We start from the raw sequence: 22,426 nt of genomic DNA, 5'->3' as shown, positions 1-22,426 counted from the left end.
CAGCCTCATTGATTTGCCCTTGGTTGGGCAAAATCCGCTCTAAGGCTTGCGGTTTGTCGCCTCAAACGAGAAAAAATTGGCTGCGGTATTAGAAAAACTTGTCTGGTTGGGAGGGGACGTTGCGGAGAAGTCAGAAGGAGGTCCTGGACGAGCTTCGTCAGGCCATTGATCGTTTGGCGCCCATCAATGGCGATCGTCTGCCACCAGAGCGGAGTTTATGTTCCATGCTGGCGTGCAGCCGCGAAACGCTGCGTCGGTGCTATGCGCAGCTGGAGGCCGAAGGTCTGATCTGGCGGCATGTTGGGCAGGGCACCTTTCGCGGTCGCCGCCCGGTGCATTTGCCGATCCGCGATACGCTCCTGGTGGAAGGCGCGACACCACCGGATATCATCCGCGCCCGCCTCTTGCTGGAGCCCCAGGTCGCCGCCGAGGCCGCGTTGGCAGCGGACGAGAACGATGTGTTCCACCTGCGGGACAAAGTTGCCCAGGGCCGCCGGGCTACGGATCGCGCCGCTTGCGAACAGGCGGATGACGCCTTTCACCGTGCGGTTGCGGAAACCTCTCGCAATCCGGTTCTGATCGGGTTTCTCGTCTATTTGTCAGGCGCGCGTCGCCGGGTCGCCTGGCAACGCGAGTGGGATCGGACCTATCGCAGAATTGCCCCCAACGAGTTCCAGAGCATTCACAGCGACCAACATGATGCCGTCGTGGATGGAATTGCCAATCGCGATCCGCAAGAGGCAGCATCGGCGATGCGCCTGCATCTCGAAACGATCCAGGCGGCTATGACATATCGACCCGACATAGTGGGCACCGGAGCGACCTGACGCGGACGCAGGGGGGGGTGTTCTCCTCAGGGCAACACGGTAGGGGCGTTTCCGGTCTTGTGCGCAGCACTGCCTTCGGGGCAACTTTGCGCAGAACCGCCGTTCCTGATCCGAGGTCCCATGAGTGCCAGCGTGTTAATGCCAACGCTTCTGTCCGAAACGCGCGACATGCTCGGCAGCGACCCTGCGCTGTCGGGGCTTGTCGGGATCAAGGCGGGCGAGGTGTCCGATCTGCCGGATCTGCTCGGCGCGACGCTGGCCGCCTGCCTGCCCGCAGGGGATGCCCGAGGTCAGCTGCATCAATTGGCGACCGAGCAGTTTCGCAATGATGCGGAGCTGCTGGAGACAGCTCTTGATGATCTGCTGGTGACCAGCGCGCGCGACGATCAGCCCGGCGGCGCGCCGCAGGTGCTGCTGTTTGCCAACGGCTACCACGCGCTGTTGTCCTACAGGCTCAGCCGCGCGCTGTGGCTGTCCGGGCGTGAAACCCTGGCGCTTGCGGTGAAGGCACAGTTCACCCGCGCCCTCTCGGTAGAGATTTGGCCACAGGCGCAGATCGGGCGGGGTGTCTGGATTGATCACGGGCTTGGGCTGGTGATCGGCCAGACCGCGGTGATCGAAGAAGATGTCAGCCTCTGGCACGGCGTTACGCTTGGCTCGAACTTTGTCGATATGGGCGAGGGGCGTCACCCGACACTGCGCCGCGGTGCCGTGATCGGGGCCGGGGCGCTGATCCTCGGTCCGGTGGAGATCGGCGCGGGCGCGACGGTGGCGGCAGGGGCGATCGTCACCAGGGACGTGCCGCCCGGCCACGTGGTCGCAGGTGCGCGCGCCGCTGACCGGGGCGCGGGCCGATTTGCCGGATTTGCACCTCTCTCAGATCTGAAGGGGCGCCAGACGTGACCTCGCTCGGCATCGATCATCCGCTTGTCTGCGTGCGCGATCTCGCGGCTGCGCATAAGACCTACCTGTCCCTCGGTTTTTGCATGAAACCGCCGGGGATGCACCCGTGGGGCACCTCGACCGCACTGGTGATCTTTGAAAACCAGCTGCTGGAGTTGGTGGGCATCGGCGATGAGAGCCTGCTTGATGGCTTTGCCGCCGGGGAGTTCCGCTTTGGACGCCACGTCCAGCATTGGCTGGCCGAGCGCGAAGGGGTGCCGCTCACGGCGCTCAACTCGACCGATGCGGCGGCGGATGAGGTGGCCGTGGTGGCCCGCGGCGGCAATTGCGAAGGCACCATAGAGTTTGGCCGCGACGTGGTCGACGATGATGGCACCCCCGACCGCACCGCAACCACGCTGAAGATCTTTTCCCGGCCCGGCCTGCCGCGGCTGACCATGTTCGCCTGCCAGCAGCACCGCCGCGACCTGATCGAATTTCCCGGGTGGATGGACCACCCGAACGGCGCGCATGGTTTCGTTTTTGCCACGATCCTGGCCGAACCGGACGACCAGCCCGCGGTGAAGGACTGGCTCGCCACGCTGCACGGGGCCGATGCAGTTGCCGATACGGACCAGGGCTTTACCGTTGCCACCGGCAGGGGGCACTGGCGGGTGTTCAGCCGCGACACCGCCAGCGACCTGTTCGGCCCGCTGCCCCAAGACCTTGCCCCCGATGGCGCACCTTCGGTGGTGTCGCTCGACATCGCCTGCAGCGCGCTTGACAAGGTCCGCCCCTTCGTTGAGGCAGGCGGCTTTGATTTCCGCGAGACCGGCGGCGCGCTGGTCCTGACTGAGCCCGCCCGGCTGGGCGGCATTCTTCTGACCTTCCAGGAAGCGCCCAAGGCGCCCTGACACAAGCCGCGGCGCAACCGCGCCCAAAGGAGACCCATGTTCGACCAAGACCACATTGCCGAGGCCATCGCCTGGCGTCACGACCTGCACCGTCACCCCGAGCTGGGATTCGAGGAACACCGGACCTCCGAGATGATCGCCGGGCTGCTCAGCGCCTGGGGGTGGCGGGTGCACCGCGGCCTTGCAGGCACCGGTGTTGTGGCGCAGATGGGGCAGGGTGCGCCCATGATCGGCCTGCGCGCCGACATCGACGCGCTGCCCATACATGAGGCTTCGGGCGTCGATTACGCCTCGACCGTTCCCGGCAAGATGCATGCCTGCGGCCATGACGGCCATACCGCGATGCTGCTGCTCGCCGCGCGCAAGATCGCCGAGGAAGGGGTTGAGTCCGGCACCGTCACGCTGATCTTCCAGCCCGCCGAGGAAAACGAAGGCGGCGCGCGGGTGATGGTCGAGCAGGGCTTGTTCAAGCAGTTCCCGGTCGACAGGGTGTTTGGCATCCACAACTGGCCGGGTCTTGCGCCGGGCCGTTTCGTGGCGCGCGACGACAAGATGATGGCGGCTTTTTCGGTCTTTGATATCGAGATCCGCGGCAAGGGCGGCCACGGCGCCATGCCCGAGCAATCCGACGGGGTGATTGCCGCGGCCGGGCGCATGGCGGCTGCGCTGCAGGAAATCCCGGCCCGCGCGCTGTCTCCGCTGGAGCCGGGCGTGGTTTCGGTCACCCAGATCCACAGCGGCTCCGCCTACAACGTCTGCCCCGACCGCGCCGTCCTGAGCGGCACCTGCCGCTGGTTCGATGCCGAGGCCGGAGACATCATCGAAGAACGCCTGCGCCGTGTTGCCAATGGCGAGGCGGCGGCGCAGGGCTGCACCGCCACAATCGACTACCAGCGCCGCTATCCCGCCACCATCAACACCGCCGCCGAAGCCGCGCTGGCGCGCGACGTGGCAGCGGATATGGGGCTGGATACGGCCATGACTGGCCCCAGCATGGCCTCGGAAGACTTCGCCTTCATGCTGAACGAGGTTCCGGGCGCCTATCTGTGGCTCGGCGCCGCGCGCGAGGGCGAAAACCCCGGGCTTCATTCGCCCAAGTTCGACTTCAACGACGCCGTGCTGCCCGCCGGGGCGGAGTTCTGGGTGCGGCTTGTCCGCCGCGCGGCGCGGGGCTGAGGCGCGCAATGGACGCGCTCGACAGCCGCTTCCTGCGCGAATTCCTCGCGGTGGCGCAGGAGGGATCGATCCGCCGTGCGGCGGAGCGGCTGAATGTCGTGCCCTCGGCGATCTCGCGCAAGATCTCCGAAGCCGAGGCGCGTCTCGGTGTCACCCTCTTCGAGCGCAGTTCAAAAGGGGTGACGGTAACCGCGGCGGGGGAGCTGCTGCGCGAGCACGCGCTTCACCTTCAGGATGAGCAGACCTTCCTGCTGGACCAGATCGGCCGCTACCGCTCCGGCCGTATGCAGACCGTTCGGATCGCGCTGGGCGAGGGGTTTACCGTGGACCTGATGGAAAACGGGCTGGCGGAGCTGGGCCGCCTGCAACCTGATCTGCGCTTTTCCATCGATCACGCCGGCACCGAGGAGCTGCAGCGCCGGGTGATCGAGGGCGAGGCCGACATCGGCATTGCCTACAACCCGGTGGTGACCGAGGCAACCCGGTCGCTGGCGGTGGGGCGGCAGCCGCTTTGCGCGGTGGTGCCGGCCGATTCCCCGCTCGCCGGGCGCCAGCGCGTGGCGCTTGCCGAGGTTCTGACCCATCCCGTCGCCATGCTGGATACCCGCCACGCCGTGCGCCACCTTGTCGGGCAGGTCGCCGCCGAACGCGGACTTGCGCTGCGGGTGCAGGTGGAGACCGCTTCCATCGCGCTGCTGCTGCGCTACGTGAGCGCGGGCATGGGCGTCACCTTCCTGCCGCGGTTTTCCGCCTCCAGCCAGGCTGATAGCGGCGACCTGTCGGTGGTGGAACTGGACGAACCGGCGCTGCATCGGGTCAGCTCGCACCTAATGGTGCGCGCCCGCCGACGTCTGCCGAAATCGGTGGAGCTGGTCGCAAGCTTCCTGTCCGACCGTATGGTGGCTTTCCGCGCGTGACGGTTTTGTGTTGCTGTAGCGGCAACGCAATGTGCGCATGATACCCCCTATCTGTGAACGCCCCTTGTCCGCTTAGCTGGCTGCAGGATCGGCCGGCAGCGGTCGGCAACGGACAGGGACAGGTATTCACATGGCAGATGATACGGTCAAACGGGCCGGGGTGATCGGACTAGGGGCGATGGGCTTTGGCATGGCGTCGAGCCTCGCGCGGGCCGGTTTCGAGGTGTCGGGTTACGATCCCGCACCGGCAGCACAGGAACGCGCAAGCGACGCGGGCATCGCACCGCTGGCCAGCCCCGAGGAGGTCTTTGCCACTACGGAGATCATCGTGCTTTCGCTCCCCGCCGCGGCGCATGTCCAGGCCGCGATTGCTGCGGCGCAGGGGGCCGGGCTTCTGGCGGTGGGTGCCGCCCCGAAGGTGATCATCGACACCTCCACCTCCGAGGCCGAGGTCAGCCGCAAGCTGGCGGCCGAGCTGGCGGACGCCGGGCACGGCTTTCTCGATGCGCCGGTCAGCGGTGGGCCGTCCGGTGCGGCAGCTGGGCAGCTTTCGGTCATGCTCGGCGGCGACGAGGCATGGGCGGGCCGTGCCATGCCCGCGCTGGAGGCGATGGCGGCGAAGATCCTTCACGTCGGGCCCAGCGGCGCGGGCAATGTGGCCAAGCTGGTCAACAACATGCTGGTCGCCAGCCACATGATCACGACGCTGGAGGCGCTGCGGCTGGCCGAGGCGGCCGGGGTCGGCGCCGAGGATGCCCTGCGGGTAATCAACTCGGCCACCGGGCGCAGCGCGATTTCGGAAATTCACTACCCCAACTGGGTGCTGCCACGCAGCTTTGCCTCCGGCTTCAGCACCGGGCTGATGCGCAAGGACGTGCGCCTCGCGCGCGAACTGGCCCAGCGCTCCGGCTGCGCCATGCCGGTGGCCGATCTGGTGGCGGAGCTGTGGGCCGAGGAGAACTCGGGCCTGAAGGACGCGGATGATTTCATGCACATGGGCGATCCCGCGGTGGATCGGCTCAGCAAAAAGGAGAAGATGTGATGGCCATTGAAACGGTCGATACGGCGGCCCGCGTGGCCGGGCTGTTGAAGGAACTCACCGGCTCGTCCGAGGTCCAGTCCTGGGTTGGCGGCGCGCTGGTTCCGGGCTCCGGCAAGGAGTTGGAGCTGACCGACCCGGCCACGGGTGAAGTCTTTGCGCGCTACAAGGACGCAGGCGCAGACGTGGTTGCCCAGGCCGCCGAGGCCGCGCGTCGCGCCCAGAAGGAATGGTACGCAAAGACCGCCTCGGAGCGCGGGCGCATCATGTTCGAGATCGGCCGCCAGCTGCGCGAGAACGCGGCGGCGCTGTCCGAGCTGGAGGCGCTCTCCTCTGGTCGCCCGATCCGCGACACAACCGGCGAGCCTGCCCGCATGGCGGAGATGTTCGAATATTACGCCGGCTGGTGCGACAAGATCTCCGGCGACGTGATCCCGGTGCCCTCGACGCATCTGAACTACACCCGCCACGAGCCGCTGGGCGTTGTCAGCCAGATCACCCCATGGAATGCGCCGCTGTTCACCTGCTGTTGGCAGGTTGCCCCGGCGATCTGCGCGGGCAACGGCGTGATGATCAAGCCGTCGGAGCTGACGCCGCTGTCGTCCATCGTGGTCGGCATCCTGTGTGAAAAGGCGGGCGTGCCCAAGGGGCTTGTCAATGTCATCGCGGGTGACGGTCCCGGCACGGGTCAGGCGATGATCGAGCACCCGGAAACGGCGCTGGTGGTCTTTGTCGGCTCCGCCGAGGCGGGCAGCAAAATCGCAGGTGCCGCAGCCAGGCGGCTGGTGCCGTCAGTACTGGAACTGGGCGGCAAATCCGCCAACATCGTGTTTGGCGATGCCGATCTCGACCGCGCGGTGGTGGGCGCACAGGCGGCGATCTTTGCTTCCTGCGGGCAAAGCTGCGTAGCGGGGTCGCGGTTGCTGGTGCACCGGTCCGTTCATGCCGAAATGGTCGAAAAGCTGAGCGTCGCGGCCGCCAACATCCCCGTTGGGGCGCCGATGGACCCAGCCACGCAGGTCGGTCCGGTGAACAACGCGCGGCAATGGGACAAGATCGACCAGATGGTGCGCGAGGCAGAGGGGCAGGGGGCAGAGATCGCCAGCGGCGGAGCCAAGCCCGTGGCCCTGTCGCAGAGCGGCGGGTTCTATTTCGCCCCCACGGTGATCGACCAGGTAACGCCGCAGATGACCATCGCCAACGAGGAGGTTTTCGGCCCCGTGGTCTCGGTCCTGCCTTTCGATACCGAGGAAGAGGCCATCGCGCTGGCCAATGCCACGCCTTACGGGCTGGCAGGTGCGGTCTGGACGCAGGACGTGGGCCGCGCGCACCGCATGGCGGCGCAGGTACGTGCAGGCACCTTCTGGGTCAACAGCTACAAGACGATCAACGTCATGTCACCGTTTGGCGGTTTCGGCCGCTCCGGCTATGGCCGCTCGTCCGGCCGCGAGGCGCTGGCCGCCTATACGCAGACCAAGTCCGTCTGGGTCGAAACCGCGGAAAATCCTGTGCAGGGCTTCGGTTACGCGCCGGGCTGATCAAAAAGTAATTACACTTCACAATCTGCTGCGGACCGGGTATGGGCCCGGTCCCGGCCAATGCGTCCCCCGAAGGGGACGCCAACAGAGAGGTCCCCTCATGCCAATTAAAGACATCCTCCTCGACTGGCGGCTCCATCTGAGCATGCTGGTCATCACCGTGATCGCCGAGCTGGTCGGCGTCATCGCCGTGCCGATCGGCATTGGCTCGATCCTGCTGCTGCCGCTGCTTTATGCCTTCGTGATGGGGCTTCTGATCAACCCCAATGTCATCTCCGGTGCCCGTGCCCTGATCCGTGACCGCCAGGTGAACGCCGCCTCGCCGATGATCGTCATTGCGATCATGCCGTTCATCGCCAAGTTCGGCACCATCATCGGCCCGTCGATGGACAAGATCGTCGCCGCCGGTCCCGCGCTTATCCTGCAGGAACTGGGCAACCTCGGCACCATCGTGCTGGCCTTCCCGATCGCCGTTCTGGTGCTGGGCATGGGCCGCGAGGCGATCGGCGCCTGCTTCTCGGTGGCGCGCGAACCCAATATCGCGATCATCGCCGACAAATATGGCCTGAAAAGTCAGGAAGGCGCCGGTGTCATGGGCGTCTATGTGATCGGCACCCTCTTTGGCACTTTCATCTTTGCCATCCTCGCCTCGATCCTCGCGACCACCGGCGCCTTCTCGGTCGAGGCACTGGCGATGGCCTGCGGCATCGGCTCGGGCAGCATGATGGCGGCCTGTTCCGGCGCGCTGGTGCACGCGGTGCCGGAAATGGAGGAGCAGATCCTCGCGCTCGCGGGTGCGTCCAACGTGCTGACCTATGCCACCGGCCTCTACCTCTGCGTCTTCGTGGCGCTGCCGGTGACCGAAAAACTCTATGACCTCTTGGGCCGCAAAGAGCCCGCCAAAGCCGGAGCCTGAGCCATGAGCGACACACACACCCAAGATCTCGACCTGTCCGAAGAAGCGAAGTTCGGTCTCGGTGCCCACGCGGCGGCGCTGGCGGTGGTCTGCGTCATCGCCCTTGTCGGCAACACCGTGGCGACCGAGAACACCGTGCCGGAAGGATTGGTGGGGCTGATCGTCCTGTGGATCATGTGCATGATCGGAATGCTGCTGACCAAAATCGTGCCGTTCAAGCTGCCGTCGGTGGCCTGGATCTCACTCGTCGGGATCCTCGCGACCATGCCCTGGACGCCGGGCAGTGACTGGGTGCTGGGCAAGGTGAGCCACGTGAACTTCCTGACGCTGGCAACGCCCTGTCTTGCCTATGCAGGTGTCGCCATCGCCCGGCGCGAGATCGAGATCGCCAAGACCTCGGGCTGGAAGATCGCCGTGGTTGGTGTCCTGGTGATGACCGGTACCTATGTGGGCTCGGCCATCGTGGCACAGGCCTTTCTCTGATCACTGAATGATACCCGCGGGCCGATTTTGTCGGCCCGTGGGGCAGTCCATTGCCAATGATGCCATTCGCGGCTGTGTGCTGGCCGCGTGCCATGCGTCGCTTGGCAACAAGCTGTCCCCGAGACAGCCAAGGCTCATCGCGTTATTGCCCCGTCCGGAAGACGCTCGGGGGCTAAAATCAATGCGATGAGGCGCTTATTCGCCTCCAACCACCAGAGCCTTGCCGCCCTTGTAGGCGAGCTTGCCCGCGCCGACGGCCCCTTTGGCCAAAACCTTCGTGGTTCCGGCCGCAACGCCGACGGTGTTGTCTATTGCCCGATCTGCCGAGCATGCGGACAATGCGAACCCGGCGAAGATGAGAGCGGCAGAGGTCGTCTTGAAGAGCACGTTCAGTTTCATTTCAGTCTCCTTCCCCGTGGTGCGGGTTCGTCGTGGGATGTGCGGCGAAGGGCAGGAGTGCCCTTCCGCTTGATGGCCTGACCATAGGGGGTTCAATATCTTCAGAAAAATGAATAGGAATTATGGTTGTCGCAAGTATTCATTATGGATTGAGCTGATGGACATTGCTCTCATTCGGACCTTTCTGGAGGTCGCCGCCACCGGCTCTTTCGTGAATGCCAGTGAACGATTGTTCGTGACGCAGTCAGCTGTCAGCCTGCGCGTTCAGCGATTGGAAGAGGCCTTGGGCAAGCAATTGTTCACGCGCTCCAAAGCCGGTGCTGAACTGACACCGGCGGGTCGGGAATTCGAGCGCTACGCGCTGTCGCTGATCAAGATCTGGGAAGAGGCACGCCAGCAGGTTGGTGTGCCCGAGGGCTATACCAAGTCCCTCACCATCGGCGCTCAATATTCCTTGTGGCCGCGTCTGGGATTCCGCTGGATTGATACGATGCAGCGGGAAATGCTGTCGCTGAACATCCGGGCCGAGCTTGGCATGCCGGACCGGATCATGCGCTTTCTCATCGAAGGCGTGGTGCAAATCGGCCTCATGTACAGCCCGCAATTGCGGCCCGGCCTGACCGCACACAAGTTCATCGAGGAAGACCTGGTGCTCGCGGCATCCTGGCCTGCTTCCTTCGATGAAATCGTGCCCCACTATGTCTTCGTCGACTGGGGCCCGGAGTTCGTGCACGCCCATGCGCTGGAGTTGCCGGAGTTGACCAACCCGGGGTTGACCCTGTCGCTCGGCGCGCTGGCGGCCGAATACATCGTCTCTCGCCGGGCCGCGGCCTATCTGCCCGCCCGCTACATCAAGAAATACCTGGACGAGGGCCGCCTGCACCTGGTGGCGGACACGCCGCGCTTTCCATATCCGGTCTGGTCGATCTGGCGCGACGATCTGGACGCCGAGGTGCGGGCCAATGCCGAGGCAACGCTTGTGGCAATTCGGTCACAGATTGACGCCGAGCAAGAGGCTGTCATCGCTGAGCTGCGCGATCTGAGCACCAATGACATTGTCGAAGTGCTTGGAAACGCTGAGAACGGCTTTTCAAGTGAGTAATTATTGAGTCATCCTCAATTATTACGAATTTCACTTATCCATCAGCAGTTTCTATTTCCATCTCAGGCAGAGATGCCCCCGCCCATCCGGGACGGGTCACTAGATTGGGAAAGGATAGACCCATGCAAACACGTAACACTCTGGCCGCGTCGGTCCTCGCTCTCCTCGTGGCTGCGCCTGTGTTCGCGCAGGGCGCCATCGTCGGTATCGAGGATCTGGACGACCGCATTGACGACATCCAGGAGGACGTCGGCGACGATCTGGCCGAAGGCGGCGACAAGGACCGCTTCGGGCCCAACCAGTACGCCCAGGGCTGGAGCGGCAGCGTGTCACTCGGGTTTTCCGGCACCACCGGCAACACGGACACTGCCGATCTCGATTTCGCGGGCCGCCTGCGCTACGGCCACGGGCTGTGGAACCACACCCTGGGCTTCGCGGGTGAATTCTCCGAGGACAATGACGTGCGCAACAAGGAAGAGATCTTCCTGACCTATGATGTGAACCGTTACTTCAATGAGCAGTTCTACGTGTTCGGCCTTGGTTCGGTGCGCTACGACGATTTCGACTCCAACCGTTTGGACGCTTTTCTGGGCTTTGGACCGGGCTACCGGGTGATCAACACCCCGACCCAGACCTGGCGGGTCCAGGCGGGCCCCGGCGTGCGCTACATCGAGGATCAGCTGCGTAACGACACCACCGAAGTGGCAGGCATCGCGGCGTCGCGCTACTACTTTGCCTTCAGCGAAACCGCTTTCCTGACCATGGACACCGATGTGCTGTTCTCGGACTCGGACACGGTGGTGACCAACGACCTCGGCGTGAACTTCAAGATCACCGACCGGCTTGCGACCCGGGTGTCCTATCGGACCGAATGGGACAGCGATCCACTGCCGGGCCTGAAGAGCACCGACAACAAGCTGGGCGTCTCGCTGGTCTACGGTTTCTGACAGGGGAGGGACCGACGAGGGTTGCCATGCCCTCGCTCACTTCGGGGCGGAGAAATCCGCCCCTCTTTTTTGCCCCGCGTGTCGGGGCGCGCAGGTTGAGAGACCACCAGCCTTTCGCGTCTCGAGGCGTTTTCCCCAAGGCCCTGATCTTGCGCGGGTCGTCGCCCGCGGCGCCATGCCTTGAGGCCGCTTCTGGGGGGCAGGCGTTGGCGGAAGACCTCTTGGGCGAACATTCGGGTTCCGTGACGACCCCATTGACCTTTCCTTTTGATGGCAATTTGTGCGAGATAAGCGGTCGAACCGCCCTTTCGCTTGCGCTCGATCATGTTGGCTATAGCGGAACCACTTTTGGAAATCGGGACAACCTTTGGTGTTCCAGCCCGACAAAACGGGTCGAAACAGGCAAAATTCGGCTGTGAATGAGCAACTGGCATGAGTGACAAGATCGTTGAAAAACAAGTGAATGAGCCCATTTGGCGCTCTGCCCGCCTTTCCGTCGCACCCATGATGGATTGGACGGATCGCCATTGCCGATACTTGCATCGGCTGCTCAGCCGCGAAACCCTGTTGTACACCGAAATGGTCACCGCTCCGGCCTTGGTGCGAGGCGGGGCGCTCCATTTGCTGACATTCAATTCCGAGGAACATCCCCTGGCCTTGCAGCTGGGAGGGTCCGACCCGGTGGAGCTTGCCGAGGCGGCTCGTCTTGGTGCCGAAGCGGGCTATGATGAAATCAACCTCAATTGTGGTTGCCCGAGCGACCGCGTGCAATCCGGGGCTTTCGGCGCTGTATTGATGCAGACACCTGAGCTGGTGGCCGATTGCGTGGCCGCGATGCGTGAGGCGGTGGACGTGGAGGTGACCGTCAAATGCCGCATCGGTGTCGATGAGCAGGACCCGGAGCAGGTGCTGCCCGACTTTCTCGAGAAAATTCGCGCAGCGGGCTGCAATCGGGTGACGATACATGCGCGAAAGGCGTGGTTGCAGGGCTTGAGCCCGAAGGAAAACCGCGACATCCCGCCACTGGATTATGACCTTGTGCATCGCATGAAGGCGGCGTTTGCGGACATGCATGTCTCGATCAACGGTGGCATCGCAACCTTGGATGACGCGCGGTCACATCTCGAGCGTGGGCTGGACGGGGTGATGATCGGCCGGGCGGCCTATCACCAGCCGGCCGATATCCTGTGTGCCGCAGATCTGCAGATCTATGGCGGCGGTCACGTGAGCGATCCGGTCGAGGCGGTGCGCCGGATGTTGCCCTATATCGAGGCGCAACTGGCGGGCGGCGCCAAGTTGAACCAGATCACGCGGCACATGCTGGGTCTGTTCGCGGGCAAGCCGGGTGCGCGGCAATGGCGTCGCACCCTGTCCGAAGGGGCCTGTCGCAGCGGGGCCGGGCCGGAGCTGGTGGAACAGGCGCTGGCTGAGGTTACCCGGCAGGCTGCGGCCTGATATCCCGGTAACCCGGTATTGGCTTGCGGGGGGGCGCTGGCGTCGCTAACCCTTTCGCAACAGACACATACGCCCGAGGTTCCGCCCGCATGACCGATCCCAACATTACTGTCGCACTCTGGCCGGAGCCGGGTCTTTTGATGCAGATGGCCGCGCTTCTGGTCGTCATTGGCGGGTTCGCGGGCGTGCTTGCGGGGTTGTTGGGCGTGGGGGGCGGCATCGTGCTGGTGCCTGCGTTTTTCTATGCGTTTCAGACGCTCGGCTATGGCAGTGACCAGCTGATGCAGATTTGTCTGGCGACCTCGCTGGCGACGATCATCGTCACGTCGCTTCGCTCGGTCATGAGCCACAACAAGAAAGGCGCCGTGGACTGGCAGATCCTGCGCGGCTGGTGGGTCGGCATTGCGCTGGGGGCGGTCGTTGGCGTGCTGGCGGCCTCGGCGCTGCGGTCTTCGGTTTTGCAGGGGGTGTTCGGCGGCCTCGCCCTCGTGATCGGTTTCTACCTGGGGCTCGGCAAGGCGGACTGGCGGCTGGCCGAGGCCATGCCCAAGGGTATTCGGCGCGTGATACTGTCGCCGGTGGTTGGCTTTCTGTCAGTTCTGATGGGAATTGGCGGCGGCAGCTTTGGCGTTCCGCTGATGACCTTGCACGGGGTCGCGGTGCACCGGGCGGTTGCCACCGCGGCGGGCTTTGGCGTGATCATCGCGGTTCCCTCCGTGGCGGGTTTCCTGCTGCTGCAGATCGATCCGGCCAATCGGCCTCCGTTGACATTCGGCGCGGTCAACCTTCCTGCCTTCGTGATCGTGATCGCGATGACGCTGATCACCGCGCCCTGGGGCGTCAAGCTCGCCCATGCGATGGACCCCAAACCGTTGAAGCGCCTGTTCGGGGGGTTCCTGGTACTGGTGGCGTTGAATATGCTGCGCAAGGCGCTTGGCTACTGACCGGGATCGGACGGAGGCGTGATGCAGGACGCGGATCTTCACTATCTGGACAAGGGCTGGCTGCGCTTTGGGTACGATCCGCAGCTTGCGGCCTGGGCCGAGCACGCGCTGCCGTACGGCGTTGCGGCGCTCGACGATCCGGCCTGTGCCGATTGGTTTCAGTGCGAACGGACCTGGTTCATCGGGGTGGATGCGCTGCCCAATGATACCGCGGGTCGGCTGCCGGACGGCCCCGCGCTGGCCGGGGAAGCGCTGCGGTTCATTGCCGACCATCACGGCCCCTTGCCGAGCCTGCATCGGGCGCAGGTATCCTCGGTCTTTCCCGGCTATCCGCGCCCGCGTCCCGGCGAGGGCGAGGCGGCGTTCCGCTACCGCGTCAAGCGCGATGCGGCGCATGTGGACGGGGTGAAGATGTACGGCGATCACCGCCGCCGCAAGGTCGAGGAGCCGCATGCCTGGGTGCTGGGGATCCCGCTGAACGAAAGCAGCCCGGACGCGGCCCCGCTGGTGATCTGGGAGGGGAGCCACAAGATCATGCGCCGCGCCTTTGCCGCTGCGTTCGAGGGGGTGTCGCCTGCGGAGTGGGCGGATGTCGACGTGACCGACGCCTATACGGCCGCACGGGCCGAGGTGTTCGAAACCTGCCCGCGGATCACGGTGCATGCCAAACCCGGTGAATCCTATTTGATGCACCGGCTGTGCCTGCACGGGGTCGCGCCCTGGGGCGAGGGGGCAAGCGCGCCGGAAGAGGGCCGCATGATCGCCTATTTCCGCCCGGAGTTGGCGGATTGGACATCGGCGTGGCTGGCAGAGGGGTGATCTGACCCCGACAGGCCGGCGGCGCGGATCGGATAGGTCAGCACCTCTGCCGTAATGTTTCGCGCGCGAAACATTGGGTCAGCATCCATTCCGCATGGTTGACAAGTCGTTACTTCGTCGCCTGCGGCGCTACCTGCGCTTCAACCTCGCGCTGCGCCCGCCGCGGCGCTTGACCAATCTGCTGGCGCGGTCTGGCAGCTCGGTCATGATCTCTGCGCGCTGGCCATTGGTCATTTTCGACCAATCGCGGATCTCGTCGATGGAGCGGTAGCAGCCGGTGCAGATGCGTGCCTCGGGGTGGACGACGCAGATCTTGATGCAGGGGGACTGGATCTCGTCCCGTTTCCAAACCTCATCCGTCATTGCTCACCCATTCTTCAAATGCCGCAGCCGGTCCAGCGCGCCCTGGAGGATGTAAGAGGCCGCAACATGGTCGATCACTTCGGCGCGGCGTTTGCGGGTGGTATCCGCCTCCAGCAGCGCCCGTTCCGCTGCCACGGTGCTGAGCCGCTCGTCCCAGAAGCCGATCGGCAGATCGCTGAGCTGCGCCAGGTTGCGGGCAAAGGCGCGGGTGGACTGGCAGCGCGGGCCTTCGGTGCCGTCCATGTTGCGCGGCAGGCCTAAAAGGATGCCGCCGATGTCGCGTTGCTGGATGATCTCCTGCAGGCGGGCGGCGTCCAGTGTGAATTTCTTGCGCTTCACGGTTTCCAGCGGCGTCGCCACCGCGCCGATGCGGTCAGAGACGGCAACCCCGATGGTCTTGGTGCCAAGGTCCAGCCCCATCAGCGCGCTCATCGGCGGCAGGGCGGCGGCGAAGTCTTCGAATACGTCGTGGATCATTCAGCCACTCCTGCCTGTCGGGCGGTTGTTTGCAGCAGCGTCAGGGCTTCACTGTCGCTCGCAAAGACCATTTTCGCCTCATCATAGATTGCGCGGGCGCGGGCGCTGTCGCCCAAAACCGACAAGGCACCGATCAGCCGCGCCCATTCCTCGGCGCTGCCGCCCTCGGTCGCCAGCCGGTCGGACAGGCGGCTGACCATGCCGCGGATCATCTCCTGACGCTCCTCGGAGCTGAGGTCTCCTGCGGCTTCCATGTCCTCGGCGCTTGGGCCGGGCAGGGGGGCAGCGTTGGATCCGCCCGGGGTGATCGGCTGGTACTGGACACCGGCGCGATAGGCCATGTCTTCAATCTGCGCCTGAATGCCTTCGACCCAGGGCGCGCCAGCGGGGCCGTCACGCAGGGTTGCGGCCCACTCGCGATAGGCAAGGTCAGGCCGCCCCAACTGCCCCAGCATCAAGCCCCAGTAGTAGCGGGCAGGTCCGTGGGTGGGGTCGAGCGACAGCGCCTGTTGCAGGTCGCGTTCCGCCTCGGGGGAGACATACCCACCGGCGGCCATGATCCGGAGCTCCGCCAGTTCGGTGTAGTCGCGGGCCGTGGCCTGTGGTCCCAAAAGGTCGATTTGACGGCTTTTGGCGGCATATGCGGCGGAAAAATTGCCAAGGTTTGCTTCGTGCTGGGCGAGCAGCGCCTGCCCCTGGGCATCGTCGGGACGGCTGCCCGCGGTCTGGCGCAATTGTTCGACCAGTTGCAGATAGCTCTCGTCGACCTGCGGTTTGCCCATCGCGGGCATCTCGGCCTCGGCGGCGGCCTGGGAGGGGCGGCTCTCGGCGCGTTCGGCCGCCAGTCGGATGCGGTCCCGCAAGCCAAGATCCCCATAGCCGGGGGCGCCCAGATGCCAGTAGAGACCCAGAGTGCCGCCGACGATCACCAGCGCCGTCACGGCGGCCATCGTGCGCGACACACCCGATGGCTGGCTCGCGCCCTTGCGGGCCTGTTGCAACTGTGTGTCGGCCGCGAGAATGCGACGGGAAATTTCGGTGCGGATGCGTTCGGCGTCGTTTTGCTGGATGACGCCGCGGGCGAGATCCTTTTCAACTTCACGCAATTGCTGGCGATAGACACGCAGGTCGTAGGCTGCGGCGGGTTCGCTCTGTTCGCGGGCGCGGATGAGAATCATCGCCAGCAAAAAGGCTGCCGCGGATGCGATGAGTGCGGTGACTGTCCAGAATACCATGCCGTCTCCGTGGTTTGTTCCTCATCTATAACCGGGGACGGTGGAACAAAAGGGCCAAACTGCCGCGGCGTCTCTGCTGCTCCCCGACATGAATGTCGCAATAGCGCAGAAAGAGGACGATAAACGGCGTCGGTCAGCCATGCATTTCAGGCATACCGGCTAACAGACACGAACCATCGGATTCGCCCATGAAACGCTATTCAGTTTTTGCCGTCGCGCGGGAAGCCCTGCGCTATCACACCGGGTGGGAGCGCGCCTGGCGCTCGCCGGAGCCCAAACGTCATTATGATGTGGTCATTGTCGGCGCGGGCGGCCATGGCCTCGCGACTGCCTATTACCTGGGCAAGAATTTCGGCATCACCAATGTCGCCATCATCGAGAAGGGCTGGCTGGGGGGCGGCAACACCGGCCGCAACACCACCATCATCCGCTCGAACTACCTGCAGGATCCCTCGGCTGCGATCTACGAGAAGGCGCGCAGCCTGTATGAGACGATGTCGCAGGATCTGAACTACAACGTGATGTTCTCCCCCCGCGGCGTCATCATGCTGGCGCAGACCGAACATGAGATCCGCGGCTACAAGCGCACCGCGCATGCGAACCAGCAGCAGGGTGTGCAGACCGAATGGATCACGCCGGAGCGTGTGAAGGAACTGGTTCCGATCATCAACCTGCACGGGCCGCGTTACCCCGTTCTGGGTGGCTTGTGGCAGGAGCGCGGTGGCACCGCGCGCCACGATGCGGTGGCCTGGGGCTATGCGCGGGCCTGTTCCGACATGGGCATGGACATCATCCAGAAATGCGAAGTCACCGGCGTGCGGGTCGAGAACGGTCGCACCGTCGGTGTGGACACCACCAAAGGTCCGATCGATTGCGACAAGCTGGGCATGGTCGTGGCCGGCAATGCCTCGGTTCTGGCAGAGCAGGCGGGCTTCCGTCTGCCGATGGAATCCGTGGCGCTGCAGGCGATGGTCTCCGAGCCGATCAAACCCTGCATGGACGTGGTCGTGATGGCCAACACCGTGCATGGCTACATGTCGCAGTCCGACAAGGGTGAGATGGTGATCGGTGGCGGCACCGACGGGTTCAACAACTACACCCAGCGCGGCTCGTTCCACCACATTGAGGAAACCGTGCGCGCGCTGGTCGAGACCTTCCCGATGGTCAGCCGTCTCAAGATGCTGCGCCAGTGGGGTGGTATCGTCGACGTGACCGGCGACCGCTCGCCGATCATCTCGAAAACGCCGGTCGAAAACTGCTTTGTCAACTGCGGTTGGGGCACCGGCGGCTTTAAGGCGATCCCGGGGTCCGGCTGGGCGATGGCCGAGCTGATGGCCACCGGCCATTCGCCGCTGACCGAGGAGTTCTCGATGATGCGCTTCCGCGAAGGCAAGTTCATCGACGAGAGCGTTGCGGCCGGGGTGGCGCACTGATGCAGACCCGTTTGGCAAAGTCCTGCCTGCCGCAGCCGCGACAGGCAGAGACGGGGAACCTCCATGCAGGTTCGGGCGTTGTTGACCCGAATTGCAAACTGCACAGGAGGCTCTCATGTCTGACGAAATCCACAACAACTCCGGTTCTGGTTCCGGCGGCGGTATGGGCGCGCTGGCCTTCATCCTCGGCGGCGTCGTTGTCGCGCTGGCCGTCATCGGCTGGTTCGTCCTTGGCGGCGAAAACCCGGTGGATGAACCGGACCTGCGCATCGAACTGCCTGACGGCAGCGCCATCGAAGGTGAAGTCGAAGGCGCAAGCCAGTAACCATCGCGGGCACGCTGCCCGCAGTGGCGGCGTGCCGGTTCTTACCGGTCGCACCATGCTGGCCCGTCTGGTGCGTGATACCGAAGGGTCTGCCGTCCTGCGGCAGGCCGCGGGCTCGTCCCGACATCCGATGAACCGTTCAACCGGTGCCGCGTCTGCGGACCGGGCCGCGCTTGCGCGCCAGGCCCGCTCCACGCCTCGTGGCCCTGGCCTGGGCGCTGTTGTTTCCCTCACCATGGAGCACGCACAATGCTGATCCTTGAATGCCCTTATTGCGGTGTCAAAGCCGAAGAAACCGAACTGGCCGCAGGCGGCGAGGCGCATCTGAAGCGCTATGGCCCCGGCTCCTCGGATGATGAGTTCCATGATTACCTGTTCATGCGCGAAAACCCCAAGGGGGTGCATTTCGAGCGTTGGCGCCACGCCAACGGCTGCGGCAAGTGGTTCCACGCGGCCCGCTGCACGATGACGCTGGAGGTGTTCGGCACCTATCCCGCCCAGACCACCGAGCCGCCGCAGGAGATCTGTGACAAGATCACCGCCAAGCGCCCCGGCTGGAGCTGGCGCGAATTCTCCGACGGCCGCAAATCCTCTGCCGCCTGACAAAACCATCTGACATTCCTCTGAAGGATCAGCAAATATGAGCACGCGTCTTGCCAAGCATGGCCGGCTGATCGACCGCTCCAAACAGATCGACTTTACCTTCAACGGCAAGACCATGAAGGGTTACGCCGGCGATACGCTCGCGTCCGCCCTGCTGGCCAACGGCCAGGTCATGATGGGCCGTTCGTTCAAGTATCACCGCCCGCGCGGCGTGGTGGCATCCGGTGCCGAAGAGCCCAATGCACTGATGCAGCTGGGCACCGGCGACCGCTATGAGCCGAACCAGCGCGCCACCACGACCGAGCTGTTCTCGGGCCTGCAGGCGCAATCGCAGAACCACTGGCCCAGCCTCGAGTTCGACGTTCTGTCGATCAACAACAAGCTGTCGCGGTTCCTCACCGCAGGCTTCTACTACAAGATGTTCATCCACCCGCGTCCGCTGTGGAAACACGTCTATGAGCCGATCATCCGCAAATCCGCGGGCCTTGGTGCCGCGCCGGATGCGGAATTGAAAGACGCTGACACCTACGAGCATTTCTACTTCTTCGCAGATGTGCTGGTCATCGGCGGCGGCGTTGCCGGCCTGCAGGCGGCCAAGGCGGCGGCGGCTTCGGGCGCCAAGGTGCTCGTGCTCGAACAGAACAGCTACTGGGGTGGCCGCGCGCCGGTCGATGGCGGCACCATCGACGGTGAGGCCCCCGAGGCCTGGATCCAGAAGACCCTGGGTGAGCTGCGCGCCATGGACAACGTCACCCTGCGTGACCGCTGCATGGGGTCCGGCGTCTATGACCACGGCTATGCCCTGGGCTATGAGCGTCTGACCGATCATGCGCCCGGCCAAGGTGGTCCGCGCCACCGCCTGTGGCGGATCCGCGCCAGCCAGATCGTTACGGCGACTGGGGCGATCGAACGGCCCTTGTCCTTCGCAGGCAATGACGTGCCGGGCGTGATGCTGGCCGGAGCGATGCGGGATTACGTGGTGAACTGGGGTGTCAAACCCGGAGAGCGCGTGGTCGTGGCCACCAACAACGATGATGCCTACCGCACCGCGCTGGTGCTGCATGACGCAGGCGTCGAAGTGGTGCGCGTGGTCGACACCCGCGAGACCGGCGGCGGCGCGCTGATGGAAGCGGTGCGCGAAAAAGGCATCCGGGTTGAATTGGGTCGGGCCATCGCCAAGGTCAAGGATGGCAAATCCGTCACCGAAGTCGCGATCTGCGCGCAGAACGGCGAAGGTGGTGCGCGCGAAATCGTGCAGGCCGACGCGGTTGCGATGTCCGGCGGCTGGTCGCCGGTGGTTCACCTCTGGTCCCACTGCGGCGGCAAGCTGATCTGGGACGAAGTCACCGCCAGCTTCCGCCCCGATCCCGAGCGCCCGCCGCTGGGTGACAAGGGGCAGGGCTTCGTGGTGCCTGCGGGGGCCGCCAACGGCGAGTTCGGCCTGGCCGCGCTGCTGGAGGACGCCGCTGCGGCGGGGGCAAAAGCGGCCGAGGCTGCAGGGTTCCCCGCAACGACCGTGGCTGCGGCCAAGGGCGAGTCGGTGGCCGAAGCCCAGATGGAAGCCGTCTGGCTGATGCCTGCGAAGGCCGACGTCAAACTGCGCATGAAGTCCTGGCTCGACTACCAGAACGACGTGAAGGTGTCGGACGTGCAATTGGCAGCCCGCGAGGGCTACGAGAGCGTCGAGCACACCAAGCGTTACACCACGCTGGGCATGGCGACAGACCAGGGCAAGCTGTCCAACATCAACGGTCTCGCGATCCTGGCCGACAGTCTGAATGCGGAGATTCCGCAGGTCGGGACCACCACGTTCCGCCCGCCTTACCATCCGATCTCGCTCGGCGCGATCGCCGGCGAAGCACGCGGCGAGATCTTCCAGCCGATCCGCAAGACGCCGATGTACGATTGGCACGATCGCAACGGCGCGGATTGGGAACCGGTAGGCCAGTGGCGACGTCCCTTTGCCTACCTGCGCGACGGTGAAGACCGCCATGCCGCGGTCAATCGCGAGGTAAAGAACACCCGCGAGAACCTCGGCCTGCTGGACGCCTCGACGCTGGGCAAGCTGATCGTCAAAGGCCCGGACGCAGGCAAGTTCCTCGATATGATGTACACGAACATGATGTCGACGCTGAAAATCGGCAAATGCCGCTATGGTCTGATGTGCTCGGAAAACGGGTTCCTGATGGACGACGGCGTCGTGGCCCGCATCGACGAGGACACCTGGCTGTGCCACACCACCACCGGCGGCGCCGAGCACATCCATGGCTGGATGGAAGAATGGCTGCAGACCGAATGGTGGGACTGGAAGGTCTATGTCGCCAACGTGACCGAGCAATACGCCCAGATCGCCGTGGTCGGCCCCAACGCCCGCAAGGTGCTGGAAAAGCTGAACGCGCAGGCGGGTGGCGGCATGGATGTCAGCCGCGAGGCGCTGCCGTTCATGGAATGGCGCGATGGTCAGATCGGCGGCTTTGATGCACGCGCCTACCGGATCTCCTTCTCGGGGGAGCTGTCTTACGAGATCGCGGTTGCGGCTTCGGAAGGTCAGGCATTCTGGGATGCGCTGATGGATGCGGGCAAGGAATTCGGGGTCATGCCCTATGGCACCGAGACCCTGCACATCCTGCGGGCCGAGAAGGGCTTCATCATGATCGGGGACGAAACCGACGGCACCGTGATCCCGCAGGATCTGGGCCTGAACTGGGCGCTCTCGAAGAAGAAGGAAGACTACCTGGGCAAACGGGCGCAACAGCGGTCGCACATGGTGGACCCGGATCGCTGGCAACTGGTGGGCCTGGAGACCGTGGATGGTTCTGTGCTGCCCGATGGCGCCTATGCGGTGGGTGAAGGCGTCAATGCCAACGGCCAGCGCAACATGATCGGACGCGTGACCTCGACCTATCATTCGGCAACGCTGGGCCGCGGTATCGCCATGGGGCTGGTCAAGCATGGCCCCAAGCGCATGGGCGAGGTGATTGAGTTCCCTGGCACCGATGGCAAGACCTACAAGGCCAAGATCGTTGATCCGGTCTTCTACGACAAGGAAGGGGAAAAGCAGAATGTCTAAGGCTGTTTCCGAACTGAACGGTGCCCGTTACGCAGGTCTGGCGGAAGTCGCTGACGCGGGTTTGCGTGGGATGATCACGCTGCGCGGCGATCTGGACTCTGTGGTGCTGAAGTCGGCCGTGCAGGCCGCGACTGGCGCTGGCATGCCGGGGATCGGGCGGATCTCTGTCGCGGCAGAGGGCGCCGTGGCGTGGATGTCGCCGGACGAACTGCTGCTCCTCGTACCCTACGAGGAGGCGGGCGCGAAACTCGCCGCGTTGCAGGCGGCGCTGGCCGGAGAACATGCACTCGCCGTCAACGTTTCGGACGCACGGACCTTCCTGCGTCTGTCCGGCGAGGGCGCGCGCGAGGTGCTGGCCAAGGTCAGCCCGGTCGATCTGGACCCGGCGGCCTTTGGTCCGGGCCAGTTCCGCCGCTCGCGGCTGGCCCAGGTGGCAGGGGCCTTCTGGATGGAAGAGGATGGAAGCTTTGGCATCATCTGCTTCCGCTCGGTTGGGGAGTATGTGTTCAAATTGCTGAAGACAGCCGCCCATCCGCAGAGCAAGGTTGGCGTCTATTAACGT

23 protein-coding genes are annotated in these 22,426 nt (G+C 64.6%); 19 read left to right on the top strand and 4 right to left on the bottom strand.

Annotation, left to right across the window (positions count from 1 at the left end; all coding sequences use genetic code 11):
- Nucleotides 1-98 precede the first annotated feature (98 nt).
- From ACZ52D_RS00495 to ACZ52D_RS00455, 9 genes are all read left to right on the top strand, one after another.
- Nucleotides 99-827 (top strand): FadR/GntR family transcriptional regulator, encoded by a 729-nt coding sequence (locus tag ACZ52D_RS00495; RefSeq protein WP_464442114.1) that lies wholly within the window; start codon nt 99-101, stop codon nt 825-827.
- Between the two features lie 138 nt (nt 828-965).
- Nucleotides 966-1,730 carry a serine acetyltransferase domain-containing protein gene (locus tag ACZ52D_RS00490; protein WP_417475123.1) on the top strand — a complete coding sequence of 255 codons (765 nt, stop codon included), beginning with the start codon at nt 966-968 and terminating at the stop codon, nt 1,728-1,730.
- Nucleotides 1,727-2,623 carry a VOC family protein gene (locus ACZ52D_RS00485; RefSeq protein ID WP_464442113.1) on the top strand — a complete coding sequence of 299 codons (897 nt, stop codon included), beginning with the start codon at nt 1,727-1,729 and terminating at the stop codon, nt 2,621-2,623. The genes ACZ52D_RS00490 and ACZ52D_RS00485 overlap by 4 nt, the downstream gene beginning before the upstream one ends.
- Nucleotides 2,624-2,659: 36 nt before the next feature.
- A complete protein-coding gene (locus tag ACZ52D_RS00480; protein WP_464442112.1) occupies nt 2,660-3,799 on the top strand; it encodes a M20 aminoacylase family protein in 1,140 nt (379 codons plus the stop codon).
- A gap of 8 nt (nt 3,800-3,807) precedes the next feature.
- Nucleotides 3,808-4,716: a LysR family transcriptional regulator gene (locus tag ACZ52D_RS00475; protein ID WP_464442111.1), complete on the top strand. Its 909-nt coding sequence runs from the start codon at nt 3,808-3,810 to the stop codon at nt 4,714-4,716.
- Between the two features lie 130 nt (nt 4,717-4,846).
- Entirely contained in the window at nt 4,847-5,758 is a 912-nt protein-coding gene (locus tag ACZ52D_RS00470; RefSeq protein ID WP_464442110.1) for an NAD(P)-dependent oxidoreductase, read from the top strand.
- The gene (locus ACZ52D_RS00465) at nt 5,758-7,293 is read left to right on the top strand and encodes an aldehyde dehydrogenase family protein (protein ID WP_464442109.1); all 1,536 of its coding nucleotides are present in this window, start codon (nt 5,758-5,760) and stop codon (nt 7,291-7,293) included. The genes ACZ52D_RS00470 and ACZ52D_RS00465 overlap by 1 nt, the downstream gene beginning before the upstream one ends.
- A gap of 100 nt (nt 7,294-7,393) precedes the next feature.
- Nucleotides 7,394-8,209, top strand: a complete 816-nt coding sequence (locus ACZ52D_RS00460) for a DUF3100 domain-containing protein (RefSeq protein WP_222453692.1) — start codon at nt 7,394-7,396, stop codon at nt 8,207-8,209.
- Between the two features lie 3 nt (nt 8,210-8,212).
- On the top strand, nt 8,213-8,692 hold the full coding sequence (locus ACZ52D_RS00455; protein WP_464442108.1) for a hypothetical protein: 480 nt from the start codon (nt 8,213-8,215) through the stop codon (nt 8,690-8,692).
- A 195-nt stretch (nt 8,693-8,887) separates the two neighbouring features.
- On the opposite strand, the gene ACZ52D_RS00450 is transcribed toward ACZ52D_RS00455, so the two are convergent.
- Complete coding sequence (locus ACZ52D_RS00450) at nt 8,888-9,091, bottom strand: hypothetical protein (protein WP_222453690.1); 204 nt, start codon at nt 9,089-9,091, stop codon at nt 8,888-8,890.
- A gap of 157 nt (nt 9,092-9,248) precedes the next feature.
- On the opposite strand from ACZ52D_RS00450, the gene ACZ52D_RS00445 reads away from it, so the two are divergent.
- The 5 genes from ACZ52D_RS00445 (at nt 9,249) to ACZ52D_RS00425 (ending at nt 14,358) form a co-directional block, all read left to right on the top strand.
- The gene (locus tag ACZ52D_RS00445; protein WP_464442107.1) at nt 9,249-10,193 is read left to right on the top strand and encodes a LysR family transcriptional regulator; all 945 of its coding nucleotides are present in this window, start codon (nt 9,249-9,251) and stop codon (nt 10,191-10,193) included.
- A gap of 122 nt (nt 10,194-10,315) precedes the next feature.
- Complete coding sequence (locus tag ACZ52D_RS00440) at nt 10,316-11,140, top strand: DUF481 domain-containing protein (protein ID WP_464442106.1); 825 nt, start codon at nt 10,316-10,318, stop codon at nt 11,138-11,140.
- Between the two features lie 432 nt (nt 11,141-11,572).
- The gene (gene dusA / locus ACZ52D_RS00435; protein WP_464442105.1) at nt 11,573-12,595 is read left to right on the top strand and encodes a tRNA dihydrouridine(20/20a) synthase DusA; all 1,023 of its coding nucleotides are present in this window, start codon (nt 11,573-11,575) and stop codon (nt 12,593-12,595) included.
- 89 nt (nt 12,596-12,684) lie between these two features.
- Nucleotides 12,685-13,539 (top strand): sulfite exporter TauE/SafE family protein, encoded by an 855-nt coding sequence (locus ACZ52D_RS00430; protein WP_464442104.1) that lies wholly within the window; start codon nt 12,685-12,687, stop codon nt 13,537-13,539.
- A 21-nt stretch (nt 13,540-13,560) separates the two neighbouring features.
- Nucleotides 13,561-14,358 carry a phytanoyl-CoA dioxygenase family protein gene (locus ACZ52D_RS00425; protein WP_464442103.1) on the top strand — a complete coding sequence of 266 codons (798 nt, stop codon included), beginning with the start codon at nt 13,561-13,563 and terminating at the stop codon, nt 14,356-14,358.
- A gap of 129 nt (nt 14,359-14,487) precedes the next feature.
- On the opposite strand, the gene ACZ52D_RS00420 is transcribed toward ACZ52D_RS00425, so the two are convergent.
- The 3 genes from ACZ52D_RS00420 to ccmI are packed head-to-tail and all read right to left on the bottom strand — an operon-like array spanning nt 14,488 to nt 16,433.
- The gene (locus ACZ52D_RS00420; protein ID WP_222453684.1) at nt 14,488-14,721 is read right to left on the bottom strand and encodes a DUF1289 domain-containing protein; all 234 of its coding nucleotides are present in this window, start codon (nt 14,719-14,721) and stop codon (nt 14,488-14,490) included.
- Nucleotides 14,722-14,724: 3 nt separating this feature from the next.
- Complete coding sequence (gene ruvX, locus ACZ52D_RS00415; RefSeq protein WP_222453683.1) at nt 14,725-15,198, bottom strand: Holliday junction resolvase RuvX; 474 nt, start codon at nt 15,196-15,198, stop codon at nt 14,725-14,727.
- Entirely contained in the window at nt 15,195-16,433 is a 1,239-nt protein-coding gene (gene ccmI / locus ACZ52D_RS00410; RefSeq protein ID WP_464442102.1) for a c-type cytochrome biogenesis protein CcmI, read from the bottom strand. Before ccmI ends, ruvX begins: the two co-directional genes overlap by 4 nt.
- A gap of 188 nt (nt 16,434-16,621) precedes the next feature.
- Between ccmI and ACZ52D_RS00405 the strand changes: the two genes are divergently transcribed.
- The 5 genes from ACZ52D_RS00405 (at nt 16,622) to ACZ52D_RS00385 (ending at nt 22,423) form a co-directional block, all read left to right on the top strand.
- Nucleotides 16,622-17,866 carry a sarcosine oxidase subunit beta family protein gene (locus ACZ52D_RS00405; protein WP_222453681.1) on the top strand — a complete coding sequence of 415 codons (1,245 nt, stop codon included), beginning with the start codon at nt 16,622-16,624 and terminating at the stop codon, nt 17,864-17,866.
- Between the two features lie 115 nt (nt 17,867-17,981).
- A complete protein-coding gene (locus ACZ52D_RS00400; RefSeq protein ID WP_222453680.1) occupies nt 17,982-18,191 on the top strand; it encodes a hypothetical protein in 210 nt (69 codons plus the stop codon).
- A gap of 249 nt (nt 18,192-18,440) precedes the next feature.
- Nucleotides 18,441-18,794 carry a sarcosine oxidase subunit delta gene (locus ACZ52D_RS00395; protein ID WP_222453679.1) on the top strand — a complete coding sequence of 118 codons (354 nt, stop codon included), beginning with the start codon at nt 18,441-18,443 and terminating at the stop codon, nt 18,792-18,794.
- A gap of 37 nt (nt 18,795-18,831) precedes the next feature.
- Nucleotides 18,832-21,864 (top strand): sarcosine oxidase subunit alpha family protein, encoded by a 3,033-nt coding sequence (locus tag ACZ52D_RS00390; protein WP_464442101.1) that lies wholly within the window; start codon nt 18,832-18,834, stop codon nt 21,862-21,864.
- Complete coding sequence (locus ACZ52D_RS00385) at nt 21,857-22,423, top strand: sarcosine oxidase subunit gamma (RefSeq protein ID WP_464442100.1); 567 nt, start codon at nt 21,857-21,859, stop codon at nt 22,421-22,423. Before ACZ52D_RS00390 ends, ACZ52D_RS00385 begins: the two co-directional genes overlap by 8 nt.
- Nucleotides 22,424-22,426 lie beyond the last annotated feature (3 nt).

Source organism: Leisingera sp. S2M4 (genome assembly GCF_055398055.1).
This window is presented reverse-complemented; position numbering and strand designations above follow the sequence as displayed.

What these genes read in the sequence shown, in the direction of transcription:
- ACZ52D_RS00475 (WP_464442111.1), top strand. Translation starts at nt 3,808, where the DNA reads ATGGACGCGCTCGACAGCCGCTTCCTGCGCGAATTCCTCGCGGTGGCG.
- ACZ52D_RS00455 (WP_464442108.1), top strand. Translation starts at nt 8,213, where the DNA reads ATGAGCGACACACACACCCAAGATCTCGACCTGTCCGAAGAAGCGAAG.
- ACZ52D_RS00420 (WP_222453684.1), bottom strand. Translation starts at nt 14,721, where the DNA reads ATGACGGATGAGGTTTGGAAACGGGACGAGATCCAGTCCCCCTGCATC.
- dusA (WP_464442105.1), top strand. Translation starts at nt 11,573, where the DNA reads ATGAGTGACAAGATCGTTGAAAAACAAGTGAATGAGCCCATTTGGCGC.
- ACZ52D_RS00430 (WP_464442104.1), top strand. Translation starts at nt 12,685, where the DNA reads ATGACCGATCCCAACATTACTGTCGCACTCTGGCCGGAGCCGGGTCTT.
- ccmI (WP_464442102.1), bottom strand. Translation starts at nt 16,433, where the DNA reads ATGGTATTCTGGACAGTCACCGCACTCATCGCATCCGCGGCAGCCTTT.
- ACZ52D_RS00390 (WP_464442101.1), top strand. Translation starts at nt 18,832, where the DNA reads ATGAGCACGCGTCTTGCCAAGCATGGCCGGCTGATCGACCGCTCCAAA.
- ACZ52D_RS00465 (WP_464442109.1), top strand. Translation starts at nt 5,758, where the DNA reads ATGGCCATTGAAACGGTCGATACGGCGGCCCGCGTGGCCGGGCTGTTG.
- ACZ52D_RS00480 (WP_464442112.1), top strand. Translation starts at nt 2,660, where the DNA reads ATGTTCGACCAAGACCACATTGCCGAGGCCATCGCCTGGCGTCACGAC.
- ACZ52D_RS00385 (WP_464442100.1), top strand. Translation starts at nt 21,857, where the DNA reads ATGTCTAAGGCTGTTTCCGAACTGAACGGTGCCCGTTACGCAGGTCTG.
- ACZ52D_RS00425 (WP_464442103.1), top strand. Translation starts at nt 13,561, where the DNA reads ATGCAGGACGCGGATCTTCACTATCTGGACAAGGGCTGGCTGCGCTTT.
- ACZ52D_RS00470 (WP_464442110.1), top strand. Translation starts at nt 4,847, where the DNA reads ATGGCAGATGATACGGTCAAACGGGCCGGGGTGATCGGACTAGGGGCG.
- ACZ52D_RS00460 (WP_222453692.1), top strand. Translation starts at nt 7,394, where the DNA reads ATGCCAATTAAAGACATCCTCCTCGACTGGCGGCTCCATCTGAGCATG.
- ACZ52D_RS00445 (WP_464442107.1), top strand. Translation starts at nt 9,249, where the DNA reads ATGGACATTGCTCTCATTCGGACCTTTCTGGAGGTCGCCGCCACCGGC.
- ACZ52D_RS00490 (WP_417475123.1), top strand. Translation starts at nt 966, where the DNA reads ATGCCAACGCTTCTGTCCGAAACGCGCGACATGCTCGGCAGCGACCCT.
- ACZ52D_RS00440 (WP_464442106.1), top strand. Translation starts at nt 10,316, where the DNA reads ATGCAAACACGTAACACTCTGGCCGCGTCGGTCCTCGCTCTCCTCGTG.
- ACZ52D_RS00450 (WP_222453690.1), bottom strand. Translation starts at nt 9,091, where the DNA reads ATGAAACTGAACGTGCTCTTCAAGACGACCTCTGCCGCTCTCATCTTC.
- ACZ52D_RS00395 (WP_222453679.1), top strand. Translation starts at nt 18,441, where the DNA reads ATGCTGATCCTTGAATGCCCTTATTGCGGTGTCAAAGCCGAAGAAACC.
- ACZ52D_RS00405 (WP_222453681.1), top strand. Translation starts at nt 16,622, where the DNA reads ATGAAACGCTATTCAGTTTTTGCCGTCGCGCGGGAAGCCCTGCGCTAT.
- ruvX (WP_222453683.1), bottom strand. Translation starts at nt 15,198, where the DNA reads ATGATCCACGACGTATTCGAAGACTTCGCCGCCGCCCTGCCGCCGATG.
- ACZ52D_RS00400 (WP_222453680.1), top strand. Translation starts at nt 17,982, where the DNA reads ATGTCTGACGAAATCCACAACAACTCCGGTTCTGGTTCCGGCGGCGGT.